Genomic DNA, 19,156 nt, shown 5'->3' on the forward strand with positions numbered 1-19,156 from the left:
CCGCGCGAATTTACCTAGATTTCACGAGTGGTACACATTCGTAAATTTTTTCGGGACCTGGTAAGGACTTGTTAAGGCCCGGCGTCGATAGTCGCACGTAACTTGAGGGAGAAATCCCGTTCCTCAGCCCCCGGAGGATCTGAATTCGCTCAAGCCCCCGTTGTGACAGCAAATCCCATCTTTCAAGGCGTCCTGTTGGGCGCCTTTTCTTTTTCAGGCGGTTGGATGGACGGGAGCTTGCCTATTCCGCAAGCACGCGCGTCGACGGGAACGCGATCTCGACCAGGGTTCCTTCGCCAGGCGTCGAGGTGATGATAAAACGGGCGCGGTTCGCTTCAACCATCGCCTTGGTCAACGGCAGGCCGAGACCGGTGCCGTCGCCGCGCCCCCGTTTCAATGCATTGATCTGTTTGAAGGGCTTCAACGCCTGCTCGATCTCGGCTTGGCTCATACCGATGCCGGTGTCGCGCACGCGCATGACGACATCGCCTGATGTCTCATAGGCGGTCGAGACGATCACCTGGCCGCCGGCCTGGGTATAACGGATGGCGTTCGACAGGATGTTGAGGGCAATCTGGCGCACGCTGCGCAGGTCCGCCACCACTTCCGGCAGTCGCGACGCGAAGCTGGAGCGAATGATGACGCGCTCGCGGTTGGCCTGCGGCTGCATCATCGCCACCGTCTCGGCCAGTGTGTCGTTGAGCGACACCGCTTCATAGGCCATTTCCTGCTGGCCGGCCTCGATCTTGGAGATATCGAGAAGGTCGTTGACGAGATCGAGCACATGATTGCCCGATCGGTTGATATCGCGCAGGTAATCGCGGTAGCGGTCATTGGCCACCGGCCCGAATTTCTCGTCCACCATCAGTTCGGAAAAGCCGATGATGGCATTGAGCGGCGTGCGGATCTCGTGGCTGATGCGGGCGAGGAAATCCGTCTTCTGCGAGGAGGCGCGCTCGGCCACCGCACGCGCCTGGGTCAGGTCCTCCTCGGCCCTCTTCCACTGCGTGATGTCGCGCACCACCGCGCAAAACCCGCTGTCGTTGGGCAGCCGGCCGATGGTCATGAACAGCGGAATGAAGCGGCCCTGCGCCTCGCGGCCGATGACTTCGCGGCCGTCGTTCAGGACGCTCGCCACGCCGGGCTCGGACAGGCCGTCGAGATAATCGCGCGCCGCGCGCTGGCTTTCGATGGCAAACAGCGAGGCGAACGGCTTGCCGGTCACGTCGTCGCTATCGAAGCCGAACAGCGCCTCGGCTGGACGGCTTATGGAACGGATCGCGCCGTCACGGCCGATCAGCACGACGCCGTCGGTGGCGGTATCGATGATGGTGCGCATCTCGGCGATGCGCGCCTTGAGCTCGGAAATATCGGGCTGCGTCTGCTCGTCGCCGGCCGCATGCAGTGCCGCCGGTGCCTCATCCTCGCCCGAACGGCGCACCACCAGCATCAGCGCCTTGCCGTCGCGCCACGGCACCGAACGCAGGATAGCCTCGATTGGAAATTCCTGCCCGCCATGCGTCTTCAGCCGCAACGCCCGGTCCGCGCCCTCGGCGGCGCCGTCATGGCCATAGGGATCGGCAAACAGCGCGCCCAGCCCGCCGGCGTCCGCCAGTTCATCGAGCGTCTCATAGCCTGTCAGGACGAGAAACTCCTCGTTGGCGTAATGAAGTTCATCCCCGGAATGGATGAGCAGCGGCACGGGCAGCTTGCTCAGGAGCGAGGTGTCGGGAGCCTTGCTCTCGTCCCCGACCGCAAAGGCCGACGGCACGAACCCTTCGAGCTTGAGCGGAGGCACTTTGAGGCGTGGCCGCTCGACCGGAGCCTCCACCGCGTCGCTTGTGCCGGCGGCCCCCTCGGCGGTCGCGGCCTGCTCATCGGACGCGGACGCTTCCTCGTCCCCGACCCAGTCCTCACTGTCCTCGGCATCGCGAAAATCGGCCGATGTCATGCTCTCGTCGTCGGCAATGTCATCGTTGGTGCCGGCGACGGCCGGTTCGCCTGCCGCCGCGACGGGCTCTTCGCTCTCCCGTTCCGTCCGCGCCGCCGCCGGTTCGGAAGCCGGGGTCTCGTCATTGTTGTCGGCGATCGGCGCTGGTTCCTCGCTCCGCTCGGCATAGTCGAGCAGCGAACCCGTCACTCCGGCCACCGTGTCGGCGGGCTCCTCGTCAGCCGTTTTGTCCGGCCGTTCGCCATCAAGCCGGGCGAGATCCTCTGCATCCTCGGCATCGACATCGGTTTCGGACGGCTCAGCCGGTGCGGCTTCGCCCTTTGGCGCAAGGTTTTTGCGGGCGTCCGCTGGTTTCTCGGACGGCCCCGCCGGCGTTGCCGCCTCCGGTTGCCCGGCATCGTCCGGACCCGGTCTTTCAGCCTCCGGCTCGGCCGGGCTGCTTTCCTTCTTCAGCCGCTCGCCGATCTCGCGGAAGGCGCTGCGTTCCAGGGTCGACAGACCCTTGTCGTTAGCCGGCTGGCGATGTTCGGCCAGACGGATCACCTTGTCGGCAAAGCGGCGTTCAGGCTTCGGCACGATGGTCAGCGCCGGCACCTCGCCCCGGAACGGGTCCGATGGCTTCAACTCCTCGGTCTTCGGTTCCTCAGGTGCGGGTTCGACCGGTTCCGACGCCGGGGGTGCCTCGCTGTTGGGCACCAGCGCCATGCCGATCGCTTCAGGGTCGACGACGGCGTCGCCGGCGCGGGCGACGCCGAAACCGCGGAAGCCCTCGAAGGCACGGCTGCGGCCATAGACGGGCAGGGCCGCCAGGTCGACGGGGATCTTCAGGTCCGTGCCGACGACCGGCCACAGCACGGAACGGCCGGACCAGGTGTCGCGCCGCTCCAGGAGGCCGGCGATCTCGCCGGACGCATCCAGCCCGAAGGCCGCCGCGACGTCCCTGAAGCGCCTGCCGATGACGTCCGCGGCCGGCTTGCCGACGACGTCGGCGAATTCCGGCGACAGCGCGCTGAACCTGCCCTCGGCGTCGGTTCGCCAGACGAAACGCAGCGGCGCCGCCGTGCGGTCCACGGTCCTGGCGGCCGGGGCTGCCGGAACAACTGGAGCCTGGGCATCGTGCTTCGCGTCCTCGGCTGGACCTTCGGCGGCAGCCGGCGAAAGTGCAGCTTCGGCGTCCGGCGCGGCTGGGCCGCGCGCATGCCTCCCGTCCTCGCCGGCATTGAAATACCAATGGTCGTGCTGTGCCCGCGTACCGTTTGCCGCCGGTTGTCCGGGTTCTGCCGCCGCCGGTTCCTGCACGGCCGCTTCGGCAGCGATTCGCGCTGCCGGTTCCGAGATATCCTTGGCGACGGCCTGTGAGCGGTTACGTCCTTCGGAACGCTCGGCCGCTGGAGTCCCCTCCGCCAGCGCACGGTCGTCGAGCCTGTTTTCGTCGATCACCACCAGCAAATGTCGCTCAGGCGTCAGTCGGGCGAGGCCCGCCGGATAGGATGTGCCGCCGCCCGGAACCAGGCGCTTGACGATGCGGTCGCTCTCATTCGCGACGTCGGCCACCAGCGCGGCCAGCGTCGCGGGCTCGATGCCGAGCTGCGAAAAGCTCTCCGATGCCGCTTCGACATTGCCGCTGGCGTCGATGAAGGCGATGAAATGACCATCTTCCGTGAAGCCGCTGATGGCCCTGCCGGCGATTTCGGCCGCACTGCGCGAGCCGGTCTGGGTCGCCGGCACCGCCAGCATGATGGCGTTCTCGCCGTCGGGCAGCGTCACAGCGCTTGCAAGGAAGCCGATGGCGCGGCTGGTCATGCCGGTCGCCAGCCTGACCGTGATGGTGCGGTCGCTGCCGATGTCGGGAAATCCACTGGTTGCCATGATCTGGCGGCGGGCGATCAGCGGCAGCCGTGCCTCGGCGCCGATGATGCTTTCGATGTCGGGATAGCCGAACACCGCGGCACCCGGTCCATTGGCCCAGATCACCTGCTCCAGATTCGCCGACAGGATCGCGATCGCGTCGCCGGCGGCGAAGCGCTGGCGGACCGCGTCGAGCACGGCGACGTCGAGAAAGGAATATTCGGACGGCATGCGCTGGCGAAATCCTCATGCAGCGGGCATTTTTGCAGTTAACGCTTTGTTAATAAAAGCCGGCGGCGCGAAGGTCCACAAGCCAGAACGTGCATAGGCCTGAATTTCGGCTCTTGGTTAACGGCCGAAACGGAATCTATGGTGCAGTGCAACAAAGATATTGCAATGCACAAAAATTGCCTTTATATTGCCATCATACATGAACGAGACGGCTTTCCGTCAAAGCCGCTACCGCTGAAAAGGATGGAAAATGTCCAGGACCAAGACTGCCGAGACCATCGAAAACGTTGAATTCCCGAGCTTTGACGCTTCCAAGGCCACCGACCAGATCCGCGCTTTCGCCGAGAAGGGCGTCGAGCAGTCGAAGGAGGCTTACGCCAAGCTCAAGACTGGCGCCGAGGAGACCCAGAAGGCCCTGGAATCCACATACGAGTCCGCCAAGACCGTTTCCAGCGACCTGTCGCTCAAGACCGTTGCCGCACTGCGCGCCAATGCCGAAGCGGGCTTTTCGCATCTCGAGGCGCTGATCGGCGCCAAATCGCTGTCGGAAGTCGTGGAGCTGCAGACCGCGTTCCTGCGCAAGCGCGTCGAAATGACCGTCGAGCAGGCCAAGGAGTTCCAGACCGTCGCCTCCAAGGCGGCCGAGGATGTCTCCAAGCCGATCAAGACCGTTTTCGAGAAGGCGATGAAGGACATCAAGGCCGCCTAATATTTGCGCATGATCAGAAGATGTAACAAAAGGTCGCATTTTCTTCGAAATGATCGTGTGTATGATGGCAGCCATCAACGAATACCCGGTCGGCGGAACCTCCTCCCTCCGCCTCCGGGGTGACCAGCCAGCACCTCCTCCCGCTGGCTCGTAACAGGAAAAGGCCGGCACCTCCTCCCGCCGGCCTTTTTCTTGTCCGCAGGTCCGCTTCCATGTGGGCAAGTGACCTTTGCTTTGCAAAAGCCTTGAATTAAAATCCATAAGCCCGTAAGGACGCATCGCCGAACGACAGAGCGCTCGAGGGGACTATGTTCCGCCGATCCCGCTCAGGCAGACGTGCCGTTGTAGCTCAGCTGGTTAGAGCGCCGGATTGTGGATCCGGAGGTCGCTGGTTCGATCCCAGCCAACGGTACCATCGGGTCTCGTTTGAGCAGTTCATCGCGCAGTCGGCCGTTGAAGCTCTCGATGAAGCCATTCTGCATCGGCTTGCCGGACGCAATGTAATGCCATTCGACGCGGTTCTGATCCGCCCAGGAGAGGATAGCGTTCGAGGTAAACTCGCTGCCATTGTCGCTGACGATCATCCTCGGCCGGCCGCGCTCGATGATGAGCCGGTCCAATTCGGGGACAACCCGCATGCCCGAGTGAGACGTAACGAGAAGAGCTACCGAAGCACGGGAGAGGATTGCCCGGGGGCCGGCCTCGGCGACGAGCCGACGATCTCCAAAGTCCATAGTTTTGGCGTCGCCTGAAAGTATCCCTGGCGCGAGGCGGAGCGGATGCCCTCTAATGGTACACACTCGATCCAGCCTGATGGCACGAGGTTTGTCGACGTGCCCTCGGTCGTGGCATGATAGCGCCCAAGACCACCTTCGTTAGTTCGCAGGAGTCGCATATGGACAAGAAGGAAGCCGCACAGGAGATCATGCAGATCGTAAGAGGTGAGCTGGCGAGCGCCAGGAGCGCGGTAGAGGGGCACCAATCCTGGCGAATGATCGATGAGGCGATGATCAAACTAAGGAGAATCGCTTCCATTTTGGACTACGATAGAGAGCCCCCAAAACCTGCCAATCATTTTTGATGTTCTCGTGATAGCCGAGACCAATGGAACCTTTCGTTTGAATCAGTCGGCGTGGAGGAGCAAGGTGCGCCAGGATTTCGCGGTCACAAATAGCGTATCGGTTGCCCTGTCCTCCCGGCAATGCCCATGAGCAACTTAATCTCGGCTATGGTTGTTCGGCTCAACGACAGCAGGAGCTGCGCTACGCGACGGCGAGCGCATTGAGCCGCTCTTCCAGCAGCGCCTCAATTAAGGCCTGCGCCCGATTGGTGGGGTGTAGTCGACGTGCCAATGCGGGCCCTGAGTTGCATCTGGTTCCGGGCCGACATGCGCACCCCAACTTTCCAGCGCGCTGCACTTCGGTTTGCTGGTGATGACTCCCAAATGGGATGGAATATCGCGGGCGCGGTCATCCAGATGGTTGCTAACCGTAGCCCCTCGTCCGCGGGCTCGGTGTATTGTCTGTTCGAACGCCTCGGTGGTTTGCGATCGAGTAGCGCGGGGATGTTGAGGCCCATTCGTCCATCTCCCTAATATGCTGGGCTTGACGATATACCTTCAGGAACTGCGTCCGGTTCGAAAGCCGCCGCTCCGCCATCAATTCAGCTTGGCGGCGGACCGTCCGCATTCCGCCAGTAACGTGTATGTACATGTGGGGAATTGCCGCTGCAGTTCTCGAACAAGCCCGTCAAGGGTCGTTGCGGCGAGACACGATCCCATGTTTCGAGACTCGGCTGTTGAGCACCGTGTCGAATATGGCCCCGCCAAAATCGGGACGAACCTCAACCCGCACACGGGTTGACCCGCCATTGAGAAGAGTTCCCGAAATTCTAAGCATTGATGAAACGGCAGTACCGGTTTGATGGCCGCTTATAGTAGCGGTTTGCGTCGGAAAAACAATGTTCATTGCTGGGCTCGGAATCGCCGAGCTTAGCATCTTTGGGGCACTGGTCGCCGCACGAAGCACAAGCCGCCCTGGTGCCAATGAGCGACTAGCTAGAAGGCAATCTTTATTCCGAGCTTGCCGCCGATGGTGGAACTGTCGGACGACGCTTTGCCACGGACTTCGCCGTTGACGGTGGTCAACTCCGATATCTTCAGGTTGAACCCCGCGGATATCGCCACGGAAAAATCCGCATCGTCGAAGTCGATCTTCCGGGCACCGATTTCGGTCGTGTTCTTGTAGCCGAAACGCTGTTGCAATTCACCCCGCGCATAGGGGCTGAACACCATACCGTTGCTTAGTGTGTAATCGCCATAGATGCCGGGCTCGAACTTGATTGCGCTAAAGGAAAGCTGGCTCTTGCCGAACTCGTTGCCGCCGCTGTCGGTATAGGGGTCGCCGCGGAACGAAACGCCAAGCAGTCCGCCACGCAGGTCAAATCGGGTACGCTCGCCCAGAGTGAAGATATGGCCGACCGATCCCGTGACCGCGTAGCCCTTGGTGTCATAGCTGCCAGTGGTGCCGAGGACGCCGTTCGTCACCTCGCTTGCGCCGAAGAAGCCGGAGGCGGAGACCAGCGCGTAGTTGTAGTCCTTACGAAACAGCGCGTAGCCGCCGAACATGCCGGCCTTGTTGGTGCCTTCGCCGATGGCATCAAATGCTTTGAACGCTCCGAGGCTGACATCGGTCGAGGCGTAGCCGGCGAAAACGCCGATGTTGAGGCCATACTCATTGTCGAACTGGAAGTGTTTGGCGGCATTGAAATCCAGGCTGATGGCAGCCGAAAAATCGTTGGCATCGAAGCTCGGGCCGAGGCCATTCAAACCACCGCCGCTGATGTTGTAGCCGTCATGCTCGGTATGAGCGAACTGGCCGGAGGCAAAGACGCCGAAGCTAGACGAAACCGGCACCATTCCAGAGCCGGTTGCGGGCGAAAGATGAAGGTCCGCATCGAGCGCGTCGCGGTTTATGCCATAGAGAGCGTCGATTGCCACCTCGACCGCGCCGGCATTGGTGGCGCTGGTGGGCGCCGCGGCAATGCCGAAATTGGCCGGCGTGGCACGCAGGAACAAGCCGCCTGGGCCAGTTACGAGCTGATAGGTAAAAAGCGAACCCGGCGTGCCGGGAATGCCCACGACATTGAAGGTCCCGGTAACCGGCCCGCTGGCCGAGACGATGATCGGGATATCGGTCGCCTGGGCGAATTGCGGCGTGCCCAGCAGATTGACGATGATGGTGTTGGCGCCGATTGCCGAAAACGTGCCAGTGACGATCTTGTCCGCCTGGACCGTCTGCTGATTGATATCGAGCCCTAGCTGGGCATTGTTGAGCGCAAGACCGCCAAGCGTGAATATGTCATCGGCAACGCCATCGAGCATGGTGATGGTCGACCCAACCACGTTGGCCGTACCGCTCAGACCGGCGTTGCCATTGATGATGAGCGTGGAGCCATCCACCAAATTGAGCAAGTTGATAAAGTTCATGCCCGTGCCGAATTTGATTGTCGACGGGTCGACGGTGACGCTGTCGAATCCTTCAAACAACTGGGTCTTCGTGCCGCCCGCAGAGAGGTCAGTATCGATAATGGAGGCAACGGCGTTGGTTCCGCTGAAGACGACTCCGTCGCGCAGGCTGATTGGCGCTGATGAAAGCGGATCGTTGATGACGAGACTCGACAGACCGGTGATATTGCCACCGATTGCGCCGCCAGTCAGAGTCACCCTTTCGGCGTCGATATCACCGGCGATTGAACCGCCTGACATCGCGACCTGGTCGATGCCGCTGCCCCCAATGACATCGCCGCCGATAGAGCCGCCCGAGACGGTGATCTGGTCGGCACCATCATTCCCCGCGACGAAGGAGTCGATTATGCCGCCGTCGACGCTCAAAATGTCATTGCCGTTGCCGCCGCTCACGGCGCTGCCGAGGTGACCGCCAGTCATCGTGAATGTGTCATCGCCGTCTTCAAGTCCGACTGCATCAGGCCCGATCGCGGCATTACCCTGGATGTTTGCGGTCCCCGAAATGATCACTGTGTCGTTCTGGCTGCCTGCGAAGATCGAACCATCGAGTGTACCGCCGCGCACGTTGAAAGTGTTGCCACCACCAAGACCAAACACCGAGCCCGTGATCCTGCCGCCCGTTACGTTGACTACGTCCGGCCTGCCTCCCGAAAGCAGGATATTGCCGCTGATTATACCGCCCATCTGGTTGATAGTGTTGGGGCCACTCGTGGTCAGATCAATCGCAGTGCCGGCAGTGCCGGTGATTGAGCCTGTGTTGGAGATCGTGACCGAGGCCGCCGTGTTCGCGAGAATACCCGTTGCGCCTGCGATTGAACCGGCGTTATTCGCGCTCGCGGCGAGGCCGGTGCCGGACACAAGCTCGATGCCGACCGTGGTTCCGCTTACTGTCGCGCCGCTTCCCACCGTCACCGTGGTCGTCGAACTGGTGACGGCGGATTCGTTGCGCGCGTAAATGCCCGCGCCGCCATTGCCTGTCACAATGCCAGTGGCGGTGATCAACAATGAACCAGTGCCTCCGTTGAGAGCGCGGATGGCATCTATGCCACCGCTCACGTTCACAGCGCTGATCGTGAGATCTGTACCGGAGTTGTTGTCGGCTAGAATCCCGATATTTGTCGTGCCTGTCACTGAATCGGTGGCGTTGATCGACAGAGGGCCGCTTCCGCTGTTGATTGCGACAATGCCGTATCCCCCGCTTCCATATGAGATGAACGGGTACCCTACAGCACCCGCGCCGCTCACCACGCCGGTAGTGGTAACAGAGAGCGCGCCGCTTCCATTGTTAAGGGCGACGATACCGGAGGATGCACCGCTCACGTCTACGGCGTTGATCGTCAGATTGGTTCCATCGTTGTTGGCGTAGATGCCGTCTGCCCCAGGTCTGCAATCGCAAGATCCATCGCCCTTTCCCTCGCCGCTCACAGCACCAGTGGCAGTGATCGAAAGCGCACCGCTTCCATTGTTAAGGGCGACGATGCCGGAGTATCCGCCCGTCACATCCACAGCTTTTATCGTAAGATTGGTTCCATTGTTGCTAGCGAAAACGCCATTATACGTAAGTCCCTTTACTGTGCCGGTGGCGGCGATATACAGCTCTCCACTCCCGAAATTGTATACTCGAACACCGGCGAAACCACCCGTCACCTCCGCCGCGCTGATCCTTAAGTCGGTGCCACTACTGAAGCCGCCGATGCCATTACCGCTCGTCCCCGTCACCGCACCGGTGGTCGAGATGGACAGGATGCCGGTCCCGTTGTTTATAAACTCTATGCCACTCGTACCGCCGGTTACCTGGGCCGTTTTGATTGTCAGATCGGTGCCATCCGAGCTGTTGAATGCGCTGATGCCGACGCCTGTTGTGCCGATAACTGTGCCGGTCGTCGTGATCGACAGCGCGCCATTCCCATTGTTGCTGGCGTCGATACCATAAAGTTGGCCAGCAATAGTGGATGAATAGTTGTCGGTGAACGCGAGTCCGCCCGTGCCGGTCAGCGTGAAGGCGTTGCCGCCGCTCCCGCCGCTGGAGGGTCTGGTGTCGATGCCGAAGCCAGGAACTGTAGTCACTGTCAGGGGCTGTGGTTCGTCGGGGAGCGCCTGTTCAGCCGTGAGAATGCCACTGCAGGCGTACGTGCCGTTGAGAAGAGTGCAGGAGGCAGAGGCGCGGCGGACGTATCCACGGTAGCCGCCCAAGAACGCGCTGGTCGCGAGCACGCTACCAAGCACCAATCGGTCGCGCAGACTGAGCGCCGGCCTGTCAGTATTTCCCAGTTTCGTCGGCTGGCTCATGATCGCCCCCCGCTGCGTGGCAGCCTTGGTCATTGGGTGGCCGGGGCTGGCACGACAGCCGCGGCAAAAGAATCCTTCGATGGCAATTGCGGCAGCCCCCCATCCGGCGCATGGCTGACGACGGTCGCCGCGTCGGCTGAGCCCGGGCTCACCGCCATTGGGCATGCGAATCCTGGGATCAGGGCAAGGTCATAGAGTTCGGCCACCTGGCCGTCGATCCGGAACCAGTCGACGCAGTTTCCCTTTTCCAGGTCGATGACCTGGATGCCGCACCACGGCTCAGAATCGGCCGTGGCGAGGCGAGCGTCGAGCGCCAGCCCCTCGAAGCGCTTGTAGCGCGGCTTGGAGAGACCGACGAAAGCGTAGCGGCCGCAAAAAGCCAGTCCGCGCAGGAAACCGGGGCAGAACGCGACTGGCTCGAAGCGGCCCATGCCGCCATTCTTCGGCAGCTCCACGCATCCGAGCTCGCCAGTGCCAGAGTTGAGCAGCCACAGTGCACCGCGATGGAGCCGGGGCGAATGCGGCATAGAGAGTCCCTCGCACACGATCATGCTGGTCCTGACATCGATCACGATGCCGCCGTCGGCGCGCCGGTCGCGCCAGCCGTCGATCGTGTCTGAGCGGCTGACAGCCGTGACGTAGGCGGGTTCGCTCTCGTGCATCGCTAGGCCATTCAGGTGGCAGCGGTCCTCGTCGACTAGCGCCGAGACGAAAGGCGGCCGCCACACTTCCTCGAAGCTATAGCGGTCTGACAGGGCAGCAAGGCAGTTGAAGCGCGTGTTGACGAATACGGGTCGGCCGGCCGCCCCTATGCCGACGTCATGCGCGTCGAGTTCCCCGGTCACGTGTACTGTGCGCGGCACGTAGCAGGCGTCAAAGATCTCATTGGCCCGCTGGTGCGGTTCCAGCGCGTTGACGAAGCGTACGAGATGGAAGCCTGCCACTAGCATGAGCGTCCCGTCGGAAGCACTGGCCAGTCCCATCGGCCGTAGAATCGGCGTCTGGTGAACGTTGAGCCCGCCGGTCATCGGATTGCGGCCGATGAGATAGAACAGGCCGGACTGGTAGGAGGTGACCGCGAGCGCAACATTCAGCGCCTTCAGCCGCGCCACCAGCCCCGCCGACATCGAATAGGTGAGATCGGGCGAGGCTTCGGCCGGTTCGCTCTCTTCCGGGAAGGGCTCGCCCGCAGCTTCCCCGCTTCCGCGCGCAGCCATGGTGCCGATCTCCACAAATCAAATAATTAGGAATCTATGATCTCAGCTACTAGGACTTTAGGAATGCATCATCTCCAGCTAATGTATGATCTCAGCTTACCCAAAGGCAAACGTTAAATGGGTTTGACATGAATCACGATGCGAGGAACTTTGGCCCCTGTTGCTGTTCGGCAACGACAATAGTGTCCCGAGCAGCGACGTGGTATTGGAGCCGGATTTCGAAACGCGGCAACACACCTGATAATCATTAGCACACGTTGAAGATCAAATGGACAAAATCATGAACACGGTCAGAGCATTCAGTCGGACTTCTGTTTAGTTCACGGTATCGAGCGATCGGTTGCTTCTTAAGAACATCTCCGCCGGCCGATTCCGTGTCCGAAAAAGCTGCCCGCCGCACGTTAATTGTCGGAGAAGACGCTCGCGCGTAGCTGATTTTGCTCCTTGGCAAAGCGAAAAACCATGCGGGCTGAGCGGAAGGACGTTCGCAAACCATTGAACCAGCAACGATCAATAACAGGCCAGTGCTCCATCGGCCGCAGGTTCGCGGAGATGGCACGTTTGTTCGCCCTTGGCTACCCTTGGCCCCGCTGGGCGTACCGGGTGGAAAGAAGCCGCTTGTCTCACTGGCCAAAGCGTCCACCTAGATCGCCCAAGATCTGCGGTCCTGGCTCCTGCAACTCCTTGCCTCAGCTGACCTGGGAGCCCAACGGAACCGGCGCGACCGTTGCCGCAGCTAAAACACACCACCAATCCCTATGCCGCCACTGATATCTGGTGGGGGAGGCGCGAGGCCTCTCGGGGCGGCCTGCGAGCGTTTCGGAGCCTTGCCGCTGGAACTAGTACGCGAGGTGACGGCGTCCGAGGCTACTTTAGCCGGCTTGGGCTTCACGATGACCGGCTGCTTGCAGATTCTGCCTGAGCGCAAAAAGAGATCGCCCAGCAGTCCGACGCTCGGCTCAGTCGTCGCTGCGACTTGCTTGGTGTTCTTGTAAAAATCGGTGAGAGCACGGATTGAACCCGTACCCCAATCCCCATCGACCTGCATCCGGTAGCAACCCAAGCGACGAAGTTCGGTCTGAACGTTGCGCGCAAGATCGGCTGTCTTGTCTTTGTCCGCCTCGCCCATGGATGCGCCGACAATGAGCGTTTCGAGACCGGAGACGACGCTTTGGCGAGCGTCCTCAACCCTTTCGGTCGGAGACAGATTGGCGACCTGTGTGCCAACCGGCTCCGGTGAACTGGCGGACGGTGCCGGAATCTCGACCGACCGCAACGTCTGTCCGACGATTAGCACGGCGGTCTGCAGGTCATTGGAGGCAAGTTCGACTTGCAATCTCTTCTTTGCCGCGGGGTCCGCAAGGATGCGTGAAAGGCTTGCGCTCAACTGTCCCGGATCGAGTACCTGTTGCTCCGTGAAATAGAACTGCTCACGCAGGTTCGATTGATCCCACGGCACTTGACGGCCAACCGTCAACGCTTCGGTTTCGTTGCGGACGCGGATCATCATATCCGAAATGCTGAGCCCGGGGATCTCGAGATTCTTCAGCAGCGCAATGGTGAACGGGCTGTTTTCGCCGCCGCCATCGGCCGTGACATTGCCTGGCTGGGTGGCAAAGGCAACGAACGTGTTTTCACCGACTTCAACTTGCGCCAGACCATTGCCGGCACCGGCACCGCGCGGATTGTTGCGGCACGCGTCCAGGAATATGAACGTCTGGCGGTCGCGGCGCGCGAACCGCGCGATCACATCATTCAGCTTGATGGCCGTGGCGGTGAGTTTTTCCAGGCTTTCAGGATCGGGCGTATCGACCGGGAGCAGGTAGTTTTCGCCGTTCAACTGCACGCCATGACCGGCGTAGATAATCAAAACTGCGCTGACGGTAGGCAGCCTTGCATCAGCTTCTCGAAAGATTCTGGAAAAATCTTGGGTCGAAAGATCGGTGCCCGTCAGGACCTCAAAATTTAGCCGCTTCAAGCTCTCTGAGAGCTTTGCGGCATCATTTGCGGCATTGGGGAGATGCTCAAGTCGGCTGCTTTGATAGTTCGAATTCCCGATTACGATCGCTAGCCGGTTGCGTGGCTGCGGCGCCGCGGTCGGCTCGACCGCGGCGCGAGCACCAGCTGAGCCAAGAAGCAGGAAAATGAGAAACAGTGGGACACGAAACAGAAGTCCGTTGCAGTGGGTCATGTCAGCACGCTCGCTCCGGCCTGCCTCAATCTTGGTCCAGCAACTTCCCAACGCACCACGACGCAACCGCAATCAGCCTGAGCGCCTGCCCCATACCGGCGAAGGTCACCAAAATTTATACCAAGAATCCTGTCAAAGATAGGGAAAAGGGATTTGTATGCGATCAGTCATTGGACTGTGGAGGACAAGATGCCGACCAAGATCAATCTTGCGCTGCCGGTTTATGGAGCAGCCTACAAAAGCGTGTTCGTTCGCAGCCTGTTCGCGGCCTTAACTCATAAGAGCCTGTCCAACTACGCCTTCACGCTGTCGGAAATCGAGTACACGGATATTCCATTTTCGCGGAACTATCTGCTCACGAATTTCTACTACAATAAACCGGATTGCAGTCACATTCTGATGATCGACAGTGACATGGGCTTTTCACCTGATCTTATCGCGGCGATGCTGGCGCTGGACAAGCAAGTCGTCGGCACCCTGTATCCGCGGCGCCGGATCGATCTGCGCAAACTCCATTCCCTCTCGACACTGCCCTTCGACAAAGCCTTTGCGCAAAGCCTGGAGTTCATCGGAACCGTCGTCGAACCTCGGCAAGAGCAAGAAGGCTTTGTCCGGGTAACGTCATGCGGCACGGGCATCTTTCTGGTCTCCCGCGACTGCGTGACGGCCATAATCGAGAAGTTACCCGAGACGATGGACCGGTCTCGTTACAGAAAGAGCAAGTACACCGCTCAGTTCGAGAATTTCCTGACGCCGTTTGCGAAGATTGTGACGCCGGAACTGGACCTCCCTACCGACTTCTCGTTCTGTCACCGCTGGGTTGAGCAGTGTGGTGGCGAAATATGGGCAAGCTACCATCGCAAGATTGCACATGCGGGAGATCTGACTGTTTCGGCGGCCTATTCTGATCTTTAAAGATGCCTTTGAAGTTTGGCCACTGCTTTTGACAGGCTCATTTAAGTTTACGATAGTGTCCTTGTCGCCACAGATAGCCTTATAGTCTCCTGAGAACGAACGCCAAACCATTGCCGCCCAGCAACGCGACGCGTACAGTGCCGGTTAAGCAGTCAACGATCCCATGAGATGGATCGTTGATCTATTTAATTGCCTTGATTTGTGACGGTATCGATTTCTCGTAAGGTGGGGTCGAATGAGAGTGTCGCGCGAGGCCTATCAATTGACGGGAGTCTCGTTGCTCGCCTTAGCGGCGGCGTCCACGTTCCAAGTCTCTGGCGCGGCGGCCTGCTCCGCTACTGCAAACGGCGGCGGCACTCCCTTCCAGGCGACATCGGTTACCGTGAACTGCACGACGACCGGGGATTTTCAGGACGTCGATGGCGTATTCACCACCCGATTTAGCGGGTTTGAGAACTCGTCGGAAGTCATCGTCAACGACTACGACGGCAATGGCGACGACGTCGTGAGAATTTTTGGCGGCCTCCTGACCGATAAAGCGGCGACAACACCCGGTGTAGGCGGCCTGCCTGCGGGAGGGTCGACCTCCTTACAGCCGGCGGACGGTACAATCGAACTCCTCGGCGGCAACGACCGGTTTGAGATGTTCTATGGGGATTTCTTGGGGGTTCCGTACGCCCCAACCGTCGCGGCCAATCTCAATACTGGGGCCGGGGATGACCTGGTCGTCATCCAGAGCGGCAGTATTCAGGACATTGACCTTGGAGATGGTGCCGACAGAGCCGTGATATTCGGTGACGGTACACAGGTTGGCAATGTGACCGGCGGCAGAGGTGACGACCTGTTATCGATCGGCATGCTCACTACCGAGGAGGGAATTTTTTTCAGCGCGCCGACCGCCGGCGTTCTCTCCGGGGGCGATGGCAATGACACCATCATCATTGCGGGAGGCACAGTTGATGCCCTGGATGCCGGGGCTGGCAATGACCGGGTCAGCGTCAGCGGCAGTGCCGCGGTCGACCTCGACCTCGACGGAGCTGCCGGAAACGACACGATAATGGTCGCTGGCAACGCCAGCATCGGCGGCAGCATATTCGGCAATGACGGCGACGACACCGTCAACATCAACGGCGGAACCATAGGCGCCACGACAGGCGGCAACATCACCGGCGGCCTAGGCTTCGACAGCGTCTCGGTCGTCGGCGGCGACATAAAGGGCGGCATCGACGCCGAACATATCCATCTGTCGGGTGGCACGATCGAGGGTGACATTACCGGCCTTGGACCCAACACGCTAACCATCGATCATATCGGCGCCGTCGAGCCGCTCATCCTTAGCGACGGGGTGCTATTCAGCGGTACAGGTGCCAACGGCACAGTCGTCGACACCGACCTTGCCGCCGGCGGCAGAGCCAGAACTTTGCCGGCTTCGACAATTTTTCGGCCGACCATTCGACCCTTCGCTTCAGCGGTGGCACGCAGGGCATAAACCAACTCAACCTCGGTAACGGTTCAACGCTGTTCATCAACGGCAACGTCACTATGCCCGGTTCGATCATCGCGACAAATTCCCTGATCAACATGATGGACGGTGTCGCCGATGACGTGTTGACGCTCGGCGGCCTCGCCCTCAACAGCGCCACCATCAGCCTCGACATCAACCAACAGACGCTACGGTCGGATCAACTCGTTGCCAATGCGTTTTCGGCTGCCGGCACCAGCACCATTATTATCAATCTGCTGGGCACCCCCCAATTCGCCCAAGTGACCAATATCCCGATCATCGTCTCGGCCAGCGGACCGGTTGCCGGCACCTTCCGTCTCGGAAGCATTTCCGGCACGCCGGGTTCGCTTTTCAGCTATGAGATCGTGAACGGCCCGAATGGCGGCTTGTTCCTGCGTGCCACGCCGGCCAGTTTCGGTATTGCGGCGGCGCCGACCAGCGCGACCAACGCGGGCGCGGTCGAGGTGGCACTCGACGCTCTCTACGGCATAAATCGCGACGCGATCGATGCTGACCTCCACCTTTCGCCTGCATCCGGACCTGGAATGGTACCGGTTTCTTCGAGCTTCGGGGTCTTTGCTTCCGGCCAGTTCGCTCATACCGAGCATGACGGCTATAACATCAGTGGCGGCGGCTTGAATGGCCCGGGCCCGAGCTTCGATGCCAATGATTTTTCGGCCGCCATCAGCCTGGACTTCAATGCCGCCAAGCATTTCCAGTTCGACAATGAGTATGGCCTGAACATCGGTGTATTCGCCGGCTACGCCTCGACTGACGTCAATCTCGGGGCCTTCCAGGGATTTGATGCCATAGGGGAAGGTAACAACAAGGCCGGACTGTTCGGCGGCTACGCACTGTTGCGCAAGGACTACAATTACGCGCTGGTCTCGGCCTCCGGTTTCTTCGGCCGAAGCGACGTGATGAACGGGGTGCTTGACACCACCGGCAGCTATGACACCGAGGGCTACGCGGTCACGGGATCTGTCGGCCACATCTTCGCGCTGGGCGAACGCACCCGTTTCGATCTGCGTGGCGGCCTGCTTGGTGTTTCATTCCGCGGCGATCCCTACACTGACAGCGGTGGCAATCAGTTCGGCAAGAGCCGGCTTTCATTTGGCGCCATCAAGTTCGAGCCTGGCATTTATGGCGATTACACGCTGAGCAACGGTATGGTGTTCAGCCCCTATGCGCGTGGCGAATTGCAGCAGCGTTTCGGTTACAAGAACACGACCGAGATCGGTACCAGGACGATCGCCTTCGACGATGCGGATTTTTCCGTGGCGCTATCGGCGGGGTTCAACCTGAAAGTCTCGGAGTTGACGACCGTCAACGGCGAAGTCCGTGGTAAGGCGTCGTCGGATAGCTCAACTATTGGCGCCAAGCTCGGACTTAAGATAGCTTTCTAGCGGTTCCTCGATCCGCGGATCATCCGCGCCCGCGCTGAGTTCCTGACGTGTCTGGGATGGGAATAGCAGGACCTTCAAATCCCCCCGCACTCAGGCAAGGTGCGGTATCGCGATGCCGGGATCGCGGGCTGGCCAAGCACACCAACCGGGATGCTCGCCAATTGGCAGCAAGTGCTCTATGCTCTGTGGAGACACCGCATGGTCGTGATGTCGATACGGGGTTCTGTTGTCGTAGGCAGGGGGAGCCATGTTCGAAGTTCTCGGAGTCTGGCGCAAAGCACGGTCAAGAAGCAGAGTCGCCGCGAAGACGCTTGGCTTGATCGTTTCGTTGTTCGTGTTGTTTTTGCCCGGACTGGGAACGGCGAACGCGCAGACGAACTGGGCGCTCGATCCGACCGCTTCGGTCCTCACCTATCAGTCGGTCAAGAAGAACACGATCGTCGAAACCAACAAGATCAGGAATATTTCCGGCAGCCTCACTTCGACCGGCGACGCCAAGGTCTCCTTTGACCTCAACTCAGTCGATACCGGGGTCGACCTGCGCAATGTCCGGATGCGGTTCCTCTTCTTTGAGACCTACAAGTTTCCAACCGCCGAACTGACAGCGAAAGTGGATCCGGCGGCATTTGCCGACCTCGCCACCAAGCGACGTATGAAGGCGGTTCTTCCATTCCGTCTCAACCTGCATGGGGTCGACAAGGATCTTGAGGCCAATGTCGTGGTGACCATGGTCAGCGACACCATGGTGTCGGTCGCCTCGGAGGCCCCTGTCGCGGTGCATGTGGAAGACTTCGGTCTATTGCCCAATGTCGACAAACTCCAACAGGCGGCCAGTGTGACCAACATTGTTCCTACCGCATCGGTGTCGTTCGATTTCGTGTTCACGGCCGACGGAAGCAAGCCGCCCCCCGCCCAGACCGTTGCGGCAAGCACCGAGGTCGGGCCCGTCGCCACCGATGCGACGAAGACCAACTTCAACGATGAGGAATGCCTCAACAGGTTTGCGGTGCTGTCCCGTACCGGGGCGATCTATTTTCGCCCCGCGAGCGCGCGGCTCGATGCCCAAAGCCGCCCGCTCCTCGCTGAGGTCGTCGGTGTCGTCAGCAAATGCCCAGGCCTAAAGGTCGAAGTTTCCGGACACACCGATGCCGATGGACCGGTTGCAGAGAACAAGCGCTTATCGGAGCGCAGGGCCCAGGCAGTGGCCGACGCCATTGTTGGAGCGGGCATTCCGCGCACGCAGATTACGGCGACCGGCTACGGCGAGGAACGCCCAGTCGCCGGCAACGACACGCCGAAGAACAAGGCGCTCAATCGGCGGATCGAGTTTTCCGCCACCAAGCTCGTCAACTGAGGAAGGATCTGTTGT

The 19,156-nt window shown here is 60.5% G+C and carries 10 protein-coding genes and 1 tRNA gene; 7 read left to right on the top strand and 4 right to left on the bottom strand.

All coding sequences use genetic code 11. The features are described 5' to 3' along the window. Positions 1–241: 241 nt before the first annotated feature. On the bottom strand, positions 242–4,030 hold the full coding sequence (locus FJ428_RS19065; RefSeq protein ID WP_140879949.1) for a histidine kinase dimerization/phospho-acceptor domain-containing protein: 3,789 nt from the start codon (positions 4,028–4,030) through the stop codon (positions 242–244). A 250-nt stretch (positions 4,031–4,280) separates the two neighbouring features. On the opposite strand from FJ428_RS19065, the gene FJ428_RS19070 reads away from it, so the two are divergent. The 3 genes from FJ428_RS19070 to FJ428_RS19085 all read left to right on the top strand — a co-directional run bounded on the left by FJ428_RS19070 (position 4,281) and on the right by FJ428_RS19085 (position 5,820). After that, positions 4,281–4,739: a phasin gene (locus tag FJ428_RS19070; protein ID WP_140498518.1), complete on the top strand. Its 459-nt coding sequence runs from the start codon at positions 4,281–4,283 to the stop codon at positions 4,737–4,739. A gap of 338 nt (positions 4,740–5,077) precedes the next feature. Continuing rightward, positions 5,078–5,154 (top strand) — tRNA-His (locus tag FJ428_RS19075). 480 nt (positions 5,155–5,634) lie between these two features. Continuing rightward, the gene (locus FJ428_RS19085; RefSeq protein ID WP_140879950.1) at positions 5,635–5,820 is read left to right on the top strand and encodes a hypothetical protein; all 186 of its coding nucleotides are present in this window, start codon (positions 5,635–5,637) and stop codon (positions 5,818–5,820) included. Between the two features lie 975 nt (positions 5,821–6,795). On the opposite strand, the gene FJ428_RS30310 is transcribed toward FJ428_RS19085, so the two are convergent. The 3 genes from FJ428_RS30310 to FJ428_RS19100 all read right to left on the bottom strand — a co-directional run bounded on the left by FJ428_RS30310 (position 6,796) and on the right by FJ428_RS19100 (position 13,962). Beyond that, a complete protein-coding gene (locus FJ428_RS30310; RefSeq protein WP_181167336.1) occupies positions 6,796–10,554 on the bottom strand; it encodes an autotransporter outer membrane beta-barrel domain-containing protein in 3,759 nt (1,252 codons plus the stop codon). Between the two features lie 29 nt (positions 10,555–10,583). Then, a complete protein-coding gene (locus tag FJ428_RS19095) occupies positions 10,584–11,771 on the bottom strand; it encodes a TIGR03032 family protein (protein WP_210242250.1) in 1,188 nt (395 codons plus the stop codon). A gap of 736 nt (positions 11,772–12,507) precedes the next feature. After that, complete coding sequence (locus FJ428_RS19100; RefSeq protein WP_140879951.1) at positions 12,508–13,962, bottom strand: caspase family protein; 1,455 nt, start codon at positions 13,960–13,962, stop codon at positions 12,508–12,510. A gap of 189 nt (positions 13,963–14,151) precedes the next feature. On the opposite strand from FJ428_RS19100, the gene FJ428_RS19105 reads away from it, so the two are divergent. The 4 genes from FJ428_RS19105 to FJ428_RS19115 all read left to right on the top strand — a co-directional run bounded on the left by FJ428_RS19105 (position 14,152) and on the right by FJ428_RS19115 (position 19,141). Then, positions 14,152–14,877, top strand: a complete 726-nt coding sequence (locus FJ428_RS19105) for a hypothetical protein (RefSeq protein ID WP_140879952.1) — start codon at positions 14,152–14,154, stop codon at positions 14,875–14,877. A 235-nt stretch (positions 14,878–15,112) separates the two neighbouring features. Further along, the gene (locus tag FJ428_RS30315) at positions 15,113–16,366 is read left to right on the top strand and encodes a hypothetical protein (protein ID WP_181167337.1); all 1,254 of its coding nucleotides are present in this window, start codon (positions 15,113–15,115) and stop codon (positions 16,364–16,366) included. Positions 16,367–16,419: 53 nt separating this feature from the next. Continuing rightward, complete coding sequence (locus tag FJ428_RS30320) at positions 16,420–17,787, top strand: autotransporter outer membrane beta-barrel domain-containing protein (RefSeq protein ID WP_181167338.1); 1,368 nt, start codon at positions 16,420–16,422, stop codon at positions 17,785–17,787. Positions 17,788–18,034: 247 nt separating this feature from the next. Then, positions 18,035–19,141: an OmpA family protein gene (locus tag FJ428_RS19115; protein WP_140566538.1), complete on the top strand. Its 1,107-nt coding sequence runs from the start codon at positions 18,035–18,037 to the stop codon at positions 19,139–19,141. Positions 19,142–19,156 lie beyond the last annotated feature (15 nt).

Origin of the sequence: Mesorhizobium sp. B2-8-1, assembly GCF_006440955.1 — a bacterium.
GTDB lineage: Bacteria > Pseudomonadota > Alphaproteobacteria > Rhizobiales > Rhizobiaceae > Mesorhizobium.

Bases quoted from the DNA above. Each gene is read 5' to 3' on its own strand.
- FJ428_RS19065 (WP_140879949.1), bottom strand. From the start codon at position 4,030: ATGCCGTCCGAATATTCCTTTCTCGACGTCGCCGTGCTCGACGCGGTC.
- FJ428_RS19070 (WP_140498518.1), top strand. From the start codon at position 4,281: ATGTCCAGGACCAAGACTGCCGAGACCATCGAAAACGTTGAATTCCCG.
- FJ428_RS19085 (WP_140879950.1), top strand. From the start codon at position 5,635: ATGGACAAGAAGGAAGCCGCACAGGAGATCATGCAGATCGTAAGAGGT.
- FJ428_RS30310 (WP_181167336.1), bottom strand. From the start codon at position 10,554: ATGAGCCAGCCGACGAAACTGGGAAATACTGACAGGCCGGCGCTCAGT.
- FJ428_RS19095 (WP_210242250.1), bottom strand. From the start codon at position 11,771: ATGGCTGCGCGCGGAAGCGGGGAAGCTGCGGGCGAGCCCTTCCCGGAA.
- FJ428_RS19100 (WP_140879951.1), bottom strand. From the start codon at position 13,962: ATGACCCACTGCAACGGACTTCTGTTTCGTGTCCCACTGTTTCTCATT.
- FJ428_RS19105 (WP_140879952.1), top strand. From the start codon at position 14,152: ATGCCGACCAAGATCAATCTTGCGCTGCCGGTTTATGGAGCAGCCTAC.
- FJ428_RS30315 (WP_181167337.1), top strand. From the start codon at position 15,113: ATGAGAGTGTCGCGCGAGGCCTATCAATTGACGGGAGTCTCGTTGCTC.
- FJ428_RS30320 (WP_181167338.1), top strand. From the start codon at position 16,420: ATGCCCGGTTCGATCATCGCGACAAATTCCCTGATCAACATGATGGAC.
- FJ428_RS19115 (WP_140566538.1), top strand. From the start codon at position 18,035: ATGTTCGAAGTTCTCGGAGTCTGGCGCAAAGCACGGTCAAGAAGCAGA.